This is a genomic window from Oceanobacillus zhaokaii (assembly GCF_003352005.1).
In the GTDB taxonomy this organism is placed as follows: Bacteria; Bacillota; Bacilli; order Bacillales; family Amphibacillaceae; genus Oceanobacillus; species Oceanobacillus zhaokaii.
In genome coordinates this window covers 2,750,128-2,766,377 of record NZ_CP024848.1, presented here as the reverse complement: position 1 = coordinate 2,766,377, position 16,250 = coordinate 2,750,128, and the positions used below count along the sequence as shown (strand labels likewise).

At 34.3% G+C, this 16,250-nt stretch carries 19 protein-coding genes and 2 pseudogenes; 15 read left to right on the top strand and 6 right to left on the bottom strand.

The window, feature by feature from the left end; translation table 11 throughout:
• Positions 1–71: 71 nt before the first annotated feature.
• Positions 72–548: a DUF4825 domain-containing protein gene (locus CUC15_RS14065; RefSeq protein ID WP_114917261.1), complete on the top strand. Its 477-nt coding sequence runs from the start codon at positions 72–74 to the stop codon at positions 546–548.
• Positions 549–838: 290 nt separating this feature from the next.
• On the opposite strand, the gene CUC15_RS14060 is transcribed toward CUC15_RS14065, so the two are convergent.
• Positions 839–1,393 carry a shikimate kinase gene (locus CUC15_RS14060; RefSeq protein ID WP_114917260.1) on the bottom strand — a complete coding sequence of 185 codons (555 nt, stop codon included), beginning with the start codon at positions 1,391–1,393 and terminating at the stop codon, positions 839–841.
• Between the two features lie 136 nt (positions 1,394–1,529).
• The gene (locus CUC15_RS14055; protein ID WP_114917259.1) at positions 1,530–2,285 is read right to left on the bottom strand and encodes a FixH family protein; all 756 of its coding nucleotides are present in this window, start codon (positions 2,283–2,285) and stop codon (positions 1,530–1,532) included.
• A gap of 240 nt (positions 2,286–2,525) precedes the next feature.
• On the opposite strand from CUC15_RS14055, the gene CUC15_RS14050 reads away from it, so the two are divergent.
• On the top strand, positions 2,526–3,461 hold the full coding sequence (locus CUC15_RS14050; protein ID WP_114917258.1) for a fumarylacetoacetate hydrolase family protein: 936 nt from the start codon (positions 2,526–2,528) through the stop codon (positions 3,459–3,461).
• A 116-nt stretch (positions 3,462–3,577) separates the two neighbouring features.
• Here CUC15_RS14050 and CUC15_RS14045 read toward each other — a convergent pair whose 3' ends face one another.
• Positions 3,578–4,378, bottom strand: a complete 801-nt coding sequence (locus CUC15_RS14045; RefSeq protein WP_114917257.1) for an alpha/beta fold hydrolase — start codon at positions 4,376–4,378, stop codon at positions 3,578–3,580.
• Between the two features lie 143 nt (positions 4,379–4,521).
• On the opposite strand from CUC15_RS14045, the gene CUC15_RS20670 reads away from it, so the two are divergent.
• Together CUC15_RS20670 and CUC15_RS14040 are read left to right on the top strand one after the other, a co-directional pair.
• Positions 4,522–4,653 (top strand): hypothetical protein, encoded by a 132-nt coding sequence (locus CUC15_RS20670; protein ID WP_278309175.1) that lies wholly within the window; start codon positions 4,522–4,524, stop codon positions 4,651–4,653.
• The gene (locus tag CUC15_RS14040) at positions 4,643–4,852 is read left to right on the top strand and encodes a hypothetical protein (RefSeq protein ID WP_114917256.1); all 210 of its coding nucleotides are present in this window, start codon (positions 4,643–4,645) and stop codon (positions 4,850–4,852) included. Before CUC15_RS20670 ends, CUC15_RS14040 begins: the two co-directional genes overlap by 11 nt.
• Positions 4,853–6,194: 1,342 nt before the next feature.
• Here the strand turns inward: CUC15_RS14040 and CUC15_RS14025 are convergent.
• Positions 6,195–6,380, bottom strand: a complete 186-nt coding sequence (locus CUC15_RS14025) for a small acid-soluble spore protein H (protein ID WP_114917253.1) — start codon at positions 6,378–6,380, stop codon at positions 6,195–6,197.
• Positions 6,381–6,830: 450 nt separating this feature from the next.
• Between CUC15_RS14025 and CUC15_RS14020 the strand changes: the two are divergent.
• From CUC15_RS14020 to CUC15_RS13995, 6 genes and pseudogenes are all read left to right on the top strand, one after another.
• A pseudogene (locus tag CUC15_RS14020) lies at positions 6,831–7,372 on the top strand (DUF1572 domain-containing protein).
• 133 nt (positions 7,373–7,505) lie between these two features.
• Positions 7,506–7,877: a DUF4190 domain-containing protein gene (locus CUC15_RS14015; RefSeq protein ID WP_114917252.1), complete on the top strand. Its 372-nt coding sequence runs from the start codon at positions 7,506–7,508 to the stop codon at positions 7,875–7,877.
• 415 nt (positions 7,878–8,292) lie between these two features.
• Entirely contained in the window at positions 8,293–9,078 is a 786-nt protein-coding gene (locus CUC15_RS14010) for an Imm26 family immunity protein (protein WP_162800325.1), read from the top strand.
• 191 nt (positions 9,079–9,269) lie between these two features.
• Entirely contained in the window at positions 9,270–9,671 is a 402-nt protein-coding gene (locus CUC15_RS14005) for a hypothetical protein (RefSeq protein ID WP_114917250.1), read from the top strand.
• 20 nt (positions 9,672–9,691) lie between these two features.
• Positions 9,692–10,015 carry a hypothetical protein gene (locus CUC15_RS14000; protein ID WP_162800324.1) on the top strand — a complete coding sequence of 108 codons (324 nt, stop codon included), beginning with the start codon at positions 9,692–9,694 and terminating at the stop codon, positions 10,013–10,015.
• A 183-nt stretch (positions 10,016–10,198) separates the two neighbouring features.
• On the top strand, positions 10,199–10,417 hold the full coding sequence (locus CUC15_RS13995) for a hypothetical protein (RefSeq protein ID WP_114917248.1): 219 nt from the start codon (positions 10,199–10,201) through the stop codon (positions 10,415–10,417).
• A 92-nt stretch (positions 10,418–10,509) separates the two neighbouring features.
• On the opposite strand, the pseudogene CUC15_RS13990 reads toward CUC15_RS13995, so the two are convergent.
• Positions 10,510–11,349, bottom strand: a pseudogene (locus CUC15_RS13990) (tyrosine-type recombinase/integrase).
• A gap of 244 nt (positions 11,350–11,593) precedes the next feature.
• Between CUC15_RS13990 and CUC15_RS13985 the strand changes: the two are divergent.
• The 4 genes from CUC15_RS13985 to CUC15_RS13975 all read left to right on the top strand — a co-directional run bounded on the left by CUC15_RS13985 (position 11,594) and on the right by CUC15_RS13975 (position 14,015).
• A complete protein-coding gene (locus CUC15_RS13985; protein WP_242985866.1) occupies positions 11,594–12,580 on the top strand; it encodes an alpha/beta fold hydrolase in 987 nt (328 codons plus the stop codon).
• 242 nt (positions 12,581–12,822) lie between these two features.
• The gene (locus CUC15_RS20515) at positions 12,823–13,023 is read left to right on the top strand and encodes an NUDIX domain-containing protein (RefSeq protein ID WP_242985865.1); all 201 of its coding nucleotides are present in this window, start codon (positions 12,823–12,825) and stop codon (positions 13,021–13,023) included.
• Positions 12,971–13,198: an NUDIX hydrolase gene (locus tag CUC15_RS20510; protein WP_242985864.1), complete on the top strand. Its 228-nt coding sequence runs from the start codon at positions 12,971–12,973 to the stop codon at positions 13,196–13,198. The genes CUC15_RS20515 and CUC15_RS20510 overlap by 53 nt, the downstream gene beginning before the upstream one ends.
• 253 nt (positions 13,199–13,451) lie before the next feature.
• Positions 13,452–14,015, top strand: coding sequence for a CPBP family intramembrane glutamic endopeptidase (locus CUC15_RS13975; RefSeq protein WP_114917247.1), 564 nt, complete (start codon positions 13,452–13,454; stop codon positions 14,013–14,015).
• A 110-nt stretch (positions 14,016–14,125) separates the two neighbouring features.
• On the opposite strand, the gene CUC15_RS13970 is transcribed toward CUC15_RS13975, so the two are convergent.
• Positions 14,126–15,349 (bottom strand): IS110 family RNA-guided transposase, encoded by a 1,224-nt coding sequence (locus CUC15_RS13970; RefSeq protein WP_114917246.1) that lies wholly within the window; start codon positions 15,347–15,349, stop codon positions 14,126–14,128.
• 381 nt (positions 15,350–15,730) lie between these two features.
• Here CUC15_RS13970 and CUC15_RS13965 point away from each other — a divergent pair, with 381 nt between their 5' ends.
• Positions 15,731–16,060, top strand: a complete 330-nt coding sequence (locus tag CUC15_RS13965; protein WP_242985861.1) for a DUF3784 domain-containing protein — start codon at positions 15,731–15,733, stop codon at positions 16,058–16,060.
• Positions 16,061–16,250: the final 190 nt, after the last annotated feature.

Genomic DNA, 16,250 nt, shown 5'->3' with positions numbered 1-16,250 from the left:
AACTAACAATCAGTGTGGAATAAAATTCACTTCCACTGATTGAAAATTAACCTTTACAAGGAGATATAAAAATGTGGAAAATGGCCAAGATTTTCATGCTACTCTTACTAATAATGTTACTCTTAAATGGATGTAATTCGATTGATACAAATGATGAGGATATTTTCCAATATAAAGATTCCCATGTTGGAGATAATAGTGCGGTAGGGAACATTGTAAGTCAACTACCAGAGGGCGAATATGTTAATGGATTTGAACTACAAACGAATGAAGAACCATATGGAATAATCTTAAATTATCAGGATATCGAAACAGGGGATTACAAAGAAACAGCTATTAACAATGCTGCGTTTTTATTTACCTTGATTCACAATGTAGAATGGGTAACCTTTATCTTTGATAAAGAAGAGTTAACCGTAACGAAGGAAAAATTGCAGAAATGGTATGAGGCAGATTTTAGTGAATTCACAAATGCGGACGATCTAAATAGCTTTATACAAGAGCATTTACAAGATGACAGTGAAGTTGAACAGTATTTTGAGCAGTGAACGACTATATTTCTGGTACAGTACTAAAATTATTAACAGGACTTCCAAATTGGAGTCCTGTTTGTTTTAGGTGGATTATTTTGGTGTTTGTTTCTATTTTTATGTGATCTATGTATGTATAAATGGTAATTTACACCGTTCCAGCGAAGTGTAATTTCGTAGCGCCAGTAAGCAATAGTTTTCCTTAGCTAGTCCGCAGTTTATATCGCCTACTTTAATCAGATTTTTTAAAAATAAATTAGCTCGTTAGAATAGGGTCTTTAGTAATAAAATCTCTAAAATTCTCTCTATCAACCAGCATTCGGCTCATGTATATCCCATGCCGTTTTCAAAGCTTCTGCAATATAATCCGCAACTTCATCAACTACCAAATTATCTGTACTGACCCTCGAATGATGCTCCGAATAAATCGGCTGGCGTTCATTGAAGAGCTCCTCAATTTGTTCAATATTTTTGCCTTGCAAAACAGGGCGACTATCGATTAGCAGGCTTATTCGCTCCTTCCAATTATCCCAAGACAAATCGAGGAAGAAAACGATACAATCTGATAAACAAGCATTCCTAATTTCTTCTTGAAGAAATGCGCCTCCACCAACCGAAATGATTTTTAGTTTTTGTTTGCAGGATTGGATAATTATTTCTTTCTCTGTTTCACGGAATGTCTTTTCGCCATATTGTTTAAAAATATCAGAGGTTGGCATGTTGAATTTTTTCTCAATCTCTTCGTCAATATCAATAAAGTCCCTGTATAATCTTTTTGCTACTGCTTTACCAATGGTTGTTTTACCAACCCCCATAAAACCAATCATTACAATGCTTTTTTCTCGAAGTGAAACATCGTTCATTCTCTTCCCCCTAATTATTTAACTTATCTAAAATTAGTATAAGCCAAATGTCTGATTTTTGCACGGCTATTCAATTTCAATTAAAGTAATCTATAAAAGGAATCCCAATAAACTTGGAATTCCTTTTATATCGAAATTATTTCGTTACGTTTATTTCAAATTCCTGATGCTCATGTAATCCATCTTCATTTTCAACATGAACCGCCAGTTGATACGTACCTGCTTCTTGAAATACGAAATCTCCGAAATATTCTCCTGCAGCTGCTTCTCTCGCATTTACCCATTCATGCTTGTCCGGTGTTTCCTCATTCCAAATCTCAAATCGTATACTAGCTTGCTCTAAAGGTTGATTGTCAAGTTGTACATGAACTTTTAGAGGCGTTTCTTCAGCAGCTCTCAATGATTTTGGCTCCATGAAATGCATCGCGAAACCATCTGTAACTTCACCTTGCTCATGAGTATGGGTTTGTTCATGGTCGGAATCATGGCTCGGACTACTCCCAACTGTTATCGATTTTTTTGGCATTGTATGCATATCTTTTGCTGTTACATGTGCAAACATCTCATAAATACCATCATGGTCAAAAGAGGTTTCCATTGTATAAGTACCATCGCCGTTATTTGTTGCTTCGTACTTATTACTTTTATCTTCCATGCCTTGCTCCCATATTTCGAAAGTTACATCATCTGCTTCAGCAACAGATTCTTCTCCATATGTAACGGTTGCTATAAGTTTTACTTCTTCATCTACTTCAGCTGTTTCTGGAACTGAAAATTCTACCTCTAACGGAACAATCTCTTCTGAATCAGCATTGGTGGAGTCTTCTTTAGCTCCGCATGCAGATAAAGCAGCAACAATTAAAATCGCGAAAAATATAGCAAATCTCCTCACTGCATTACCTCCCTGAAAATTCTCCTGTAACAATTATTTCTATCTATAGAAGGGGTATTTATACTTAAATAATAGTATAACAAAAATTCATCGCCTTATGATACTACTCAATGATTGAAATTTGAATACTTCGTGAAGATTAAGAGAAAAATACTCTGCTATAAAATACTGACTTGTTTAAAAAGTGATTCTATTGGTAAAATGAAATCATATAACGATTTATGAATGGAGAGTGTGGGAATGAAACTCGTAAGCTATCGAACTAAATCTAACTCGGGTAATTATCGTATTGGGGCGATTCATGGGGAATTTGTACTCGACATCCAAGCAGCATATCAGGCATTCCTTTTATCAAAAAAAGAGGAACAATTAGTTGATGAATTAGATACGATTCTACCAGCGGAGCCATCGCGATTCTTCGCTATTGGGTTACCAGCAATTGAAAAAGCTGAAGAAGCATGTCGGTACATTTTGAATAAAAAAGATGAACTTGAGAGTTTAAAACTAGAGGATATTAATCTTGGAACTCCAATATCTTCACCTGGAAAGATTATCTGTGTTGGAAAAAACTATGCGGATCATGTTGCAGAAATGCAGAGTGATATCCCAGAATATCCCGTTCTCTTTGCAAAATTTAATAATGCATTAATCGGACCAGAGGATGCGATTGAAACATCGGATGTAACAAAGAAGTTAGACTATGAGGTTGAGTTAGCTTTGGTAATTGGCAAAGAGGCTACAAAGGTGAAGAGGGAGGAGGCGCTATCCTATATTGCTGGCTATACGATTGGAAATGACACTTCAGCTAGAGATCTACAAAAGCGTACACCACAATGGCTCCAGGGAAAAACATTAGATCGCTGTACACCAATCGGTCCATGGGTAGTGACTGGAGATGAAATTAGTGAGCCTGGAAACTTAGCAATCCGCTCCTTTGTGAACGGTATGGAACGTCAATCATCAAATACAAGTCATTTAATTTTTGATATCCCTTTTCTTGTTGAGTTTATTTCTAATTTAATCACATTGAATCCAGGGGATATTATTTTAACTGGGACTCCTGATGGGGTAGGGTTTGCGATGGATCCGCCACAGTTTCTAAAAGATGGGGATGTTGTTGCACTGGAAATTGAAAAGATCGGCCGGATGGAAAATAAGGTAGTTCATATAAAATAGGAAGGTCCATTCTTGATTTTTTAGCAGATGCAGTAGTAACCCCACTGATTTATAAACTGCAATAGTATCACCGCTCGTAGTATAGTGGAGATACTATTGTATAGTTATCCAGATAATTATAAATTTCTAAAAAACGTATCTAACTCTCGATTGAACTTGTCTGTTTCCTCTAAAAATAGCAAATGACTGCTATTTTCAAATGCTACTAGTTTTGATCCGGCTATTTTTTCCTGGATGTATTCCCCAGCTTCTATTGTAAAAAAGCCAACAGTGCCAAAACAGATCAGTGTTGGGACATCCACATTGGATAGAGTCTCTCGATAATCAACGATAGATTGATTAAAAACGATGGTGCTCTCAATCGACGCTGGCAACTTATTCATTTCTGCCAAAATCCATTGGACATCTTCATCTGAAGGTTTTTTCTTAAACATGCCATCTATGAAATTTCGATTGAATCCATGCTGATCTTCTTGGATTACCTGCATTAGCCCAGTTAATGCTGCAAAATCAAAAGCACCAAACTCCCAGCCTGGCCAAATATAATCAGAAGCAGATTGATCGACAATCGTTACTGCCTTAATATAATCTGTGCCAAATTGATTTACATAATCCCAGACAACGAATGATCCCATTGACCACCCTACTAAAATCACATCCTTCAATTCTAACTTTTCAATAAATGTTTTTAGATCTCTTGCGTATTGCCCAACAGTATGCCCGTGTTCAACTTTGCTGGATTGTCCATGTCCCCGAAGATCTAATGCGATAATGCGATAGTTTTCACTGAAAAATGAAAGTTGCTTACGGAAGAATTTACTGCTCATCATCACACCGTGAATAAAAATAATCGTCTGTCCGCTTCCTTTGTCCTCATAGAATAGCTTTGTCTCCGAGTCAACCTTAACATATGGCATGTAATGATCCCCCTATTGAACTATTATGCTTATTATATATGTACTACACGCAACTTCATTCTCATTTATAAGAAAAAGAATAAAACTTTTTCCGTAACTAGCAGTCTAATTTATATAACTGCATTTAGGATGGGGGAGAAGACTTGCGCGAGGATGCGTTAAAAGCCATATCAGGTGATGATGAAGCTTTTTTTGCGCTTGATGCCGTTTTATATAAAATAGATTTATATAAAACGGCATTCGCATATTTGCGAAGTCCAGAGAATGCTATTTAAGTATCATGAAGAATTCCCTTATTCCTACTTCTGTCAATCATATGATGCAAATGGGAATGTACTTTATTTTGGTAGTTCGTTTACAACATCATCTGAAGTAGATGAACGACTTGGGCAGGAGTCACCAATTTCGCTAAAAGTTGATTTCTTTCCAGAGTGGATTAATGGCGATGAGCTGATAAGGATAAAATATATATAAAAAGCGGCCCCATACGATTAAAGGGTTCCGTTTTGAGGTGCATTTTCAAAAAACACGACTCAAATGACATTATAATTGACCGATAAAATGGCATATAAAATCCGTCTAAATTTAGACGGATTTTACTATTATAATGACAAGGATATTGTTTAGTTTTCTGAGAATTACTAATATATGGTATAATAACTTTGTGAAATATTGTACTTAAACTAACGGGGCAGGATAGTTCAACAAGACAAGTTGGCTTAAAAGTTTATTTATTTTTTCTTTGAGGATTTATACTTTACATAACACTACATAGAAGGGAATCCATCATTTATGAGTCCTGTAAGATTTTTTATTTATCAATTCGTCTTATTTATCGCACTTCTTCTTCTCAATATCTATTCTGACCCATACATCAGCAAACCATTTTCTCTTGTTGATTTAATAGCAATAGCTATAACAGCTCCTATCTTTATACTGCTTATCAGCTTGATAGGAAAGTTGTACATACGGTTCAATACCAGGTTACGAAACAAGGTCGTACTCTCTGTAACAGCCTTTATTTTAGCAATCATATGTTTAGTGATAGTAGAGAATATTTGGTTTGAAATAAAAGGGGAGATGTTAATCAACTAACGGGTGCTTTATTACAACAAGGAGATCGTCAATACGGCGGTCTTTTTTAACTAAAGGGGCAGTTTACTTAAAGAGGGACGAAACTATTTAATAAATATAACGTATGAATTATAGTTAAGAATGAATTAGGGGATGACTATTTTGGAATTTACATTGGTAACATTTGGGATACTTTTATTTGCTATTATAGATTACATAATGTTTAGCACTGATAGTCAAAGGTGGAATTGGTTCAAAAAAAGGAATCGAATACAAAAGGGAATTATTTTCTTTTCCATATTCCTTACCCTTGTCTTTGTGAATTATCTAACTACCTTTTAGGGTAAATATAATCGATTCAATCTATATTTTTATATCTTATTAAGCTAACTGGTGCTTTATTACAACAAGGAGATCGTCAATACGGCGTTTTTTAAAACTACAATACTTAGGCAATTAAAAGGGGATAAAATATGAGGGAATATGAGGTAAAACGTATAAATAATTTATTGAGTTTTGAAATGGATAGTTTAGTCAGTATCAAGGGCACCGCACCATCCTGACTACGAATTAGAACTTACAGATAACCGGGAAGTTCTAATTTCTTTAACCTCATATCAACATTAAGCTTTAACAGAGCCTGTTCTTAAGAAGATTAGGTGAATGGTTGAGGTAATACTCAAATTATTTTGATCAAAAGTTGAAACCCCCACTATAAGGTGGAGGCTTGTTATGGGATACTTCAAACATTTTGTTCATTTAGGCTTGTTACAGAAACACTTTGTTTATTATTTGGTTCGTTAAGGAAATGGATAGTAGCTGTTCCATTTTGTTCATCCACGTGCTCAATGTAAATGGCTTCTCCATTATAGGTTACATCAATAATATCTGGTGAAGAAGTAATTTCTTGTGCTCGTTGTGCATCCATTCTATCGACCTCCTTTTGACTGTATTAGTTATAATCTTTGTTACAAATAGCTTAAATATACTTGGTATTCCATGTTTAAGCTAACTTATTGTTATCTCTTATTCCAAGAGTGCTTTTATTTGCTGCATTTCTTTTCTTAATTGTTGGATTACGTAGTTTGGAATACAAAAAATGTAACTCAAAATAATACCTTGTGAGTTCTCCTACTTAAGCTATTCATAATTACTGGTTTACCGGTGTTTATTGCAAGAGCAGTAATACTAAGAAAGTCAGAATCTAAATATAAAATAGAAGTGTGATTCTTAAAATGAATCGCACTTCTTATTCAGCTAAAGGGTGCTTTACTTCAACAATGAAATCGTCATTATGACGGTCTCTTTTACTATGGGGCATTTTAGCGTAAGAATATAGTTTTATAATGTAGATACTAATCGGTGGGAGTGGATCGTAATGACTGTGGGGAATGAGTATTTAAAAGTAGTCCAAGCTAGGTTTAGAAGTGTTAAAGAACTAGGGGATAAGACAATACAGCAATTATCAGAAGACGATATACATTGGGCTTTAAATAAATCTTCAAATAGTATTTCAATTATCGTAAAGCATTTAAGTGGAAATATGATTTCAAGATGGACGAATTTTTTAACATCAGATGGTGAAAAAACCAATAGGAAACGTGACCAAGAATTTGTAAACACTATATCATCAAAGCAAGAAATGATTTCTAATTGGAAAGAGGTTGGAATACTCTTTTTAAAACAATTGATAATTTAAATGAAGAGGATTTATTAAAAAATATTTATATTCGTGGCGAAAGCCATACGGTTATTGATGCGATTGAAAGGCAAATGGCTCATTACGCTTATCATATCGGACAAATTGTTTATGTGGGTAAGCAAATTAAAAATGAAGAATGGGAAAGCCTTAGTATCCCTAAAGGAAAATCGGAAGAGTATTTGCAACAAATGCTAAAAAATCATCGAAAGTTAAAGTGAATATAAGATTTCTTATTCAACTAACGGGTGCAATAATTAAACAAGTAAGATCATCAAATGATGGTCATTTTCTTTTATTATTGATTTCAGAAATTTACAATTAAAGGGTTAAGCATTATGTTATTATCTGTTTATGGATACTGAACTGGGGCAGGTTAGTTTAAGAGTATTGTTAAATCTTGTTCACAATCGGTCCACTCAGTTTAAAAAGGAGGCAGGAAAAATTAGTAAACTTGAAGTTTCAAACGCTAGTGATAGTAAAGCTAATAGCAAAGGCACGATATCAATAATCTTTGGGGCTCTTTCAATTGTTACTTCTTTTATGGCAGTGGGCTTCATACTTGGCATTATTGGTCTAATTTATGGTGTCATAGGGGTAAGACAAATAAATCGTTTTAAACAAAATGGAAAAAAAATAGCTGTAACGGGTATTCTTTGTAGTCTATTTGGCATTTTCCTTTCTATCTTGTTTTCCGTCAATTTTGGAAACCTGCTTATCAGTTAACTAGCGCGATAATTGAATAGATCCCTTCTTCAAGCGATATGGCTGCCTCTTCAACTACCATGAAAGTTTACATCCGAAAATCCTAAAAAAGACAAAAACAAACTAGACCCAGCATTTTATGATTTTTTTAAATGCTGAGACAAGATTGTTGTGAATGTACCCAAAAGTCATTATAGACATAGAAACAAACATTCATTCTCTGTGGTGAAGCGCAGGTTTTTGCGCTTCATGAATGGCTAACTGGTGCATTAATGCAACAAGGCGAACGTCAATACGTAGCCTTTTTTAACTATCGGGGCAGGTTACTTGCAGAAACAGACTTTTTACGGTGTTATAATTTTAATAAGAAGTTCTCAAATTAAAGGGGAAATGAAATATAATGGATACCACTTGTAAATTAGGGAGTGTAGAAATCTTGCTACCTGATGCATCAACATCATATTTCCTTATTGATAATGATTTAGCTGAATTGTTTAAATTGGAAACTAATAATGAGGCAATAAAGCTTCTACGCAAAACAGTTAGAGAAAAGATTGAACCGTATTTATACAAGCGTATAGGTTTTGATTATGAATCAAGTGCTGTTATTATACGTACTACTAATGCTGAACTGATATTGGAGATAGCCATTGTCATAAACGAACTAGCTAATGCGAACTTATCCGCCGAAGAAATAAATATCACCAAAAATCGATTAATCTCACATAAAAGACCTAGAAAACAAAAATGGAAAGTGGGAGATATATTTCAAATATTTTTAGAGGATGGTTCATATTCCTTTGGACAGGTATTATGGAAAAACTATACACAACCTGTTTGCGGGTTATTTGATATTAATAAAAACGCTGTTCCAACCTTAGAAGAAATTATAAACAATCCATTTATTTCGATATTATCATTAACATCTAATTCATTAGATAATCACAGCTGGAAGGTGATTGCTAGTATGAATGTTAGGATTCATAAGGAAGACGTTCCTGAAGAATTCAATGGTACCCCTAGTATTGGTGCCAGAAGTTTTACAAGTGGCATCCTTGAAGATCTAGCAAACGCTTTTTACGGAGTTTCACCGTGGAACGTTTTAGCTGATGCGGATTATTTTGATCAAATATTGCTACCGACAGTGACACGTCCACCGACTGCTAAAGTTTTAGCATTATCCGAAAGGAACCTTTATCGAAAAGGGAAAAAATGGGATTGAAAATATTTACTTCAAGCAGATTGTAAAGAAATGCACTTAAAGTAACGGGTGCAAGAGTTTAACAAGGTGATCATAGATTTTGGTCGCCTTTTATTTGTGGAGTAATGAGTAAATTGTTTGGAATAATATGGTATTATATTCAGAGATCTTGAGCGGGGCAGGCTAGTAGAAGAAGGAGATGGGAATAGCAATTGAAAAAATTATTATGGATTCTAATAGTGATAGTATTTATTTTAAGTGGAACATTAATTTATGTTCTTGTTAATGATAGCAAGGAAACGGCTGAGGTTAGTGGAGAAAACACAAATACAACAATAGAGCAAAGTATCCCTGTTGCTACAACTGAAAGTTATCAATTTCAGGATATAGAGAGTATGGAGAAATCTACTTCAGTAAAAGATGCGTTTGAACGTATCTTTGGTAAAGATCGTCTATTCAACGACTTTGTGACTGATAATAAATCTTATAACGGTGAAATAAAATATATCTTAAACGGTGTATACAAATTAGATTCTATTCCTAATAATGATTGGTCTAAATATTATCCGGAAAAAAATATATCTTTAGCCGTATCTATATTGATATTACAATGAATCCTGGGTTTGATACACGTATGGAAATGGTTGATTTTCTACATTATTTACAATTCAGCGGATTAACAAAACCCGATTTCGTTAAAGAAACATTACCGGAGGATTCCGTGTCCGTAATGTCAATATATAACACTGAAACACCTGAAGAAATCCCGCCATTTACTGTTTATATGGAAGTGTTTCAAGAAATAAAGCCGGGAATGAATAAGCCAGAATCACATCAAGGATGGTCAATAAGCAGCGATGTAATAGAAGTAATGGACTTTAGTGATAAAGAACACATAGTTAATAATATTAATATGTATGGTAATTTCGAAGGAGTTAATCCGTCAGGAACGCTATAATAATCGGATTATTATTAGGCTAAATGGTGCAATAGTTAAACAAGGCGATTACCATAATGATCATCTTTTTCTTTGAACAATATTTTTAGAATATTATGGTACTATTGTATAGAGTTATTGAACTAATGGGGCAGGTACTTAATGAGAATATTAGTTTAATATGGAGATGAAAGGATGTAAAAAATGAAATTATTTAAAAATATGTCTCAAATAGAATCTGATAACTGGAACAAAAGTGCCGTTCTTGGCTTTTATACATATATGTTACTTTTATTCATAGATCAAACTTATAATTTATTATTTGCAAGCAATCTCTTTTCTTCTTCTGTCATTTTTTGGGCTGGACTAATAGTAGCTTTTGGGACCGACTTTATTTTGAATCTAACAACAAAAAGAAAATGAACATTCCATAATAATGATTTGGTTTGTTCAACTATCTGGTGCAATAGTTTAAAAGAGCAACGCTGAAAAAATCTGCGTTGCTCTTAATTATTCTAGAAATACTTCCTATAAAACTCTTGTCGTAGTCTACCACTTAGTTCTGCATAAATTCTTGTAGTTTCACTTTTTTCGTGACCTAACAGGCTTTGAATAACTTCTAGTGGGGCACCATTATTTAGCAGGTGTGTTGCGTAACTATGCCTTAACTGATGAGGGTGAATGGTTTTATTAATACCTGCACGTTTTGAAATACGTTTAATAATATACCTCATTTGAGCAATACTCATTCTATGTGGAGAGCATTCTGTAACAAATATTGCTGGATCGTTATCGTATCTTTTATCTAAATATTTCTTTAGCCAAATATCGCAACGTATATTGAAGTAAACTTCTCGTTCCTTATCTCCTTTGCCACTAACAATAGCAGATTGATTTCCCCAGTTAATACTATTTCAATCCTATGAAACAATTTCTCCTATTCGACATCCAGTAGAGAACATAAATTCAAATAAGGCTTTTTCCATTGGAGAGAAGCACGCATCTCTTAAATATTCTATTTCTCTTTCAGTAAGGAACTTTGGAATACGTTTACCAACTCTTGGTTCCTTTATTTTACTTGCAGGATTTAACTCAATTATACCTACCTCGTGTGACCATCGAAATAAGGAACGTATAAATCTGATACGATGGGACAAACTTGATGGTTTTAAATTATTACTTGACTCAGCTAAATAATTTTTCAGTTGTAGGGTTGTTATATTACTAATATTGATGTTCCCCAAATAATCAATAAGTAGTTTAGCTTGTAGCCTATAAGCATTTAATGTTTGTGCAGAAAAGCCCTCAATTTTCTTATCTGCCTCATACCCCTTTGCTGCATCCGATAATAACATAATTGCTCACCCCCAAAATTATAATTATCAGCATCATTTCCAGATGGTTGAATAAAATAATTTTTTAAATAATTTCGATGAAACGAATGGAAGCTAATGTTAAAATTAAGCTAAGTTATTGAACTAAAGGGGCAGGATAGTTGAATAAGCCTCAAGGCCTATCTTAATTTATTTCTAAGGTTCATTACTAGGAATGCGTTTCCAAGTTATGATGGAATTAAAAAGAAAGAAGGCCATAGGAATTATGAAGAATACTAAAAAGAAATTTAGACTTTGGGTAGTTTTCAGGAATATTTTAATTGCAATAGTGACAGCATCTGCTATTTGGTTCATTTTCAGCAACATTATGACAGCATATGAACAAAAAAAATATCCACCATTAGGGGAATTAGTTGAAGTGGATGGTAAGAATATGCACCTTTATGCAAAGGGTGAGGGCGATAATACAATTGTTTTAATAAGTGGTGCTGGAACTGCTGCACCGGCACTGGATTTTGAACCTTTGGTAAATGAAATGGCAAAGAAAAATAAGGTCGTAGTGGTAGAGCCGTTTGGTTACGGATGGAGCGATATAACTAACAAAGAACGAACAGTGGAAAACATCGTAGAAGAAATAAGATATGCTCTAAAAAAATCTGATATACAAGGCCCATACATATTGATGCCTCATTCCATTTCCGGCATATATAGTATGTATTATGCCAATACGTACCCGGATGAAGTGCAAGCTGTAGTAGGTATAGATTCTACATTACCACAAGCATTGAAATATTTTGGCGAAGAAGCTCCTACAATGCCTGAATATTTGAGTTATCTGGCACCGACCGGAATTGCAAGATTAGCATTATATATAAATCCCGAAGATTTTTTACCTATTGCTAATGATGGTACGTATTCTGAAGGAAATTTAGAAATGACCAAGGCTATCTCGGCTTGGAAGAGTTCTAACAAGAACGTTGTTACCGAAGTCAATGAAATAAAAAACAATATTGATAAGACAGTAGATATGAAATTTGCTTCTAATATGCCAGTTTTATTCTTCACCACGAAAGAAGATAGGATATCAGAGGATGGTAAAAACCTTGTGACTTTTTATGAAACACAATTAACTAATTCTCCATCTAGTAAAATTGTAACTTTAGAGGGGCATCACTATCTTCATTGGACTCGTTATAAAGAAATGAGTAAAGAAGTTAACGAATTCATAGAATCATTTGCTACTGATCAATAACATAAATGGGGATACCATTCTTATTAAACATTAAACAAACGGGTGCTAGAGTTCAACAAGGCGACCATAAACCGTCGATTTTTTCTCTTGTAATTATTAATTGAATATTATGGTATTATTGGAAAGGGAGTTTATTTTTAAACGGGCAGGTTAGTACAAGAAAAAATAGCAGTAAGAGTTTAACAATTAAATTTGATCGGAGTAAATATAAATGAACTATATTAAAGATATGAGAAAGTTTATTGGTAATAGAAGAAAATGAATGTATATTATTACAGCATCGAACTGATGAAGATAATTGGTGTATTCCTGGTGGAGTAATGGAAATAGGGGAAACCTTTGAAGAAACAGTTAAAAGGGAAACTTTTGAGGAGACAGGATTGGAAGTAAATGGATTGGAGTTATTTGGAATTTATTCAGGAGAAAGTTGTTTCGTGCAATAGTGTTCAGGTTATTTTTAAGGCAAGGAAATATGATGGTGTACTAAAACAAAGAGGATTAGAAAGTAAGGAACATAGATTCTTTCGAAAAGAAGATTTACCTGAAAACTTAAATCCTCGTCAAAAACAGTTTATACTTCATTGGGCAGAAGAACGGATCGTACCGATAATAAGTTAATTTAACTATAGGGTGCAATAGTTAAACAAGGCAATCATCAAAACGATTGTCTTTTTCTTTAATAAATATTTTTGAATATTGTGGTATTGTGAAGTGAGAGTTATTTAACTATTGGGGGCAGGATTGTTGAAGAAGAAAAGGGGAGTTTCTAATAGAATTAAAAGTAAATAAAAATTACATTTGGGTATATTTCATAACATTTTATGCCCTATGGTGTATAAGAGAATTATGGTTAGTTCAATATTTAGATCTGATGGATTCTATTCCAAGAGCTATAACATCAGCCATTATTAAAATAGTTATTTGGGTCGTTCCCGTAATATTTTTAGTTAAAATTATGGAAAAAAGTAATCCGTTTTCCTATTTAGGATTACGTCATAACTTTAGAAAAGGGTTAAAATGGACAGGTTGGGTATCCTTAGTCTTCATAACATATGTAGTTTTAAATCTCACCATTTTAGAAAATAATATCGATTTTCAAATAGGGTTTGGCGAATGGCTTAATACTATTCTATTAGTTGGAATAACTGAGGAAATTGTCTTTAGGGGTTTTTTATTAAGAAAACTTAGGGATTCTTTTAGATTCTGGATAGCAAATACAATTACGGCTTTACTCTTTGTATCGATTCACTTTCCTATTTGGTTTTATAAGGGGCTGCTTGAATTCCCTTATATTTTAAATCCCATAATAACAACTTTTGTTTTGGGGATTATATTTGGATTTATATATAAGAAAAGTAAATCTCTTTGGTCAGTAATTATTATTCATTCCTTGTATAATTTGTTAGTGTCACTCTTCTACTACCATGAAAATTAACTTCTGAAATATTGATAAAAAGGCAACACTAAATAGAACGCAGCTCATTCATTCTTTTTAAAAGGGGAGAGCGCCGGATTCCAAGATCTATTGAAGTTGAATGGGTCAGTTTAAGACGCTTCTGGTTCCACAATGGAAACAGTGTAACCAAGACTTTCCAGTCTTCGTAATGAATGCCGAACAATAGATTGTTGTTTTTGTTTATCGAAGTAATCTTCTCCTAAATCTACATACATCTCTTTACGGGTCAAAAGATAATAGGAGATTCTCAATATCGCATGAGCTACTACAATCCCTGCACGTTTTTTACCTTTTCGTGCTGCAGTACGGCGATAAAGTGCACCAAGATAGTTTTTTGATCCCCGGACCGAATGAGCTGCTTCTATTAATGCTGATTTCAAGTATTTGTTTCCATTTTTAGTTTTTGAAGATTTCCTTTTTCCAGCACTTTCGTTATTACCAGGAACTAATCCCGACCATGAGCACATTTGAGATGCGCTAGGAAATTGGTTCTTAATATCTGTTCCAAGTTCTGCCAGCATTTGCTCAGCCATTCTTGTCGCAATGCCTGGAATGGAATCTAAACGCTCTACTTCTTCTTGATAGATACTCACCCTATTGGCTACCTCTTGATCTAACATTTCGATTTGTTCTGATAGGAAGTCAATATGGGTTAAAATAGTCTTAATCATCAGTCGTTGATGATCACTAATATAACCTTGAAGTGCGAGTATTAGTTCGTCCTTTTTCTTTTTCATAGATCGTCTTGCAAAGTTTGCTAGTTTTTCAGGATCATCTTCGCCTTCGGCGATTGCACGAAGCATGTCACGAGCTGATACTCCCATAACATCGGAAACAACAGAACCAAGCTTTATATTTGCTCCTTCTAATACTTTTTGGATCCGATTATGTTGTCTAGCGCGCTCTTCAATGATACTTCGACGATAACGAACAAGTTCACGCAACTCTCGTTGGTTTCTGTCTGGGATGAAACTAGCTCTGAGTAATCCGTGGCGAAGTAGTTTGGCAATCCATTCGGCATCTTTCACATCAGTTTTACGTCCAGGGACAGATTTAATATGTTGGGCATTCACAATTAGAAACTCAACGTCTTCTGCTTCTAGTAAGTTGACAATAGGTTTCCAGTAGACACTTGTACTTTCCATTGCCACATGGGTACACCTATGCTTCTTAACCCAGTCAACCAATTGAATTAGGAATAACGTCTTAGTTGAAAATGTTTCAATCTCCTTTCCTTCTGGAGTGATGATACATGCAGTAATGTTGTCTTTGTGGACATCCATACCACAGGCTCTTTCAATGATTACATCCATTGAAAACATCCTTTCTACGGCATACATTATTGGAGGCTGGTGCAACAACCAGAAAAGGATTAATCTACCATGAGTGCTTCCCGTAAGGGAGCGACAGTCTGTGATGCACCGTGGTCGAAGGAGTCAGACTAACTGAAGGGCTCTAACGCACCATAGTTGATCGACCTTCCTCATCCAGCCGTAGAATCAGTATAGCCAAACTAAATTCATTTTCATTCTCTGTGGTGTAGCGCTGGTCTTGCGCTACATGTATGACTAACTGGTGCATTACTGAAAGAAAAGTAATGTTTCTTCCTTATAAGTAAGGCAGCAGTTAAGTCCTAAAGTGAAACATTTACTAAAATTAGTCGTATTAAAAAGTAGATGTATGATAGTAAATGTATGAAAAGGAGGGGGAAAAGAATTACTGGTACAGTTATTGGTATGGTCTTATTTGTTGGATTTGGAATTATTCTATCTAGTGGCAGAGGTTCTTCATTAATTGCTGGATTTAACACGTTGCCACAAGAAGAAAAAGACAAATATGATTCGGTTGCATTATGTAAGTTTATGGGAAAAGTGATGTTCGCTTTATCATCTAGTATGATACTTTGGGTGCTTAGTGAAGTATATGAAATCAATTGGTTATTAGTTCTCGGTATCATTTTATTTATCGGTATAGTTGTGTTTTCACTTATTTATGCTAATACAGGAAATCGTTTTAAAAAATAGAGTTTATTTCAGTTAATGCTTGAATTATTATATTGACAGCTTGTGAAGTGGCTTACTTAAATCAACTGGTGCGTTAATTCTAGAAGGATTAACGCTATTTTATGTAGGAGTTATTTTACTAAAGGGGCAGGTTAGTGGAAGAAGAAACTTATGATAGAGTATTTCCGACTATATATAAAGGGGGTATTAC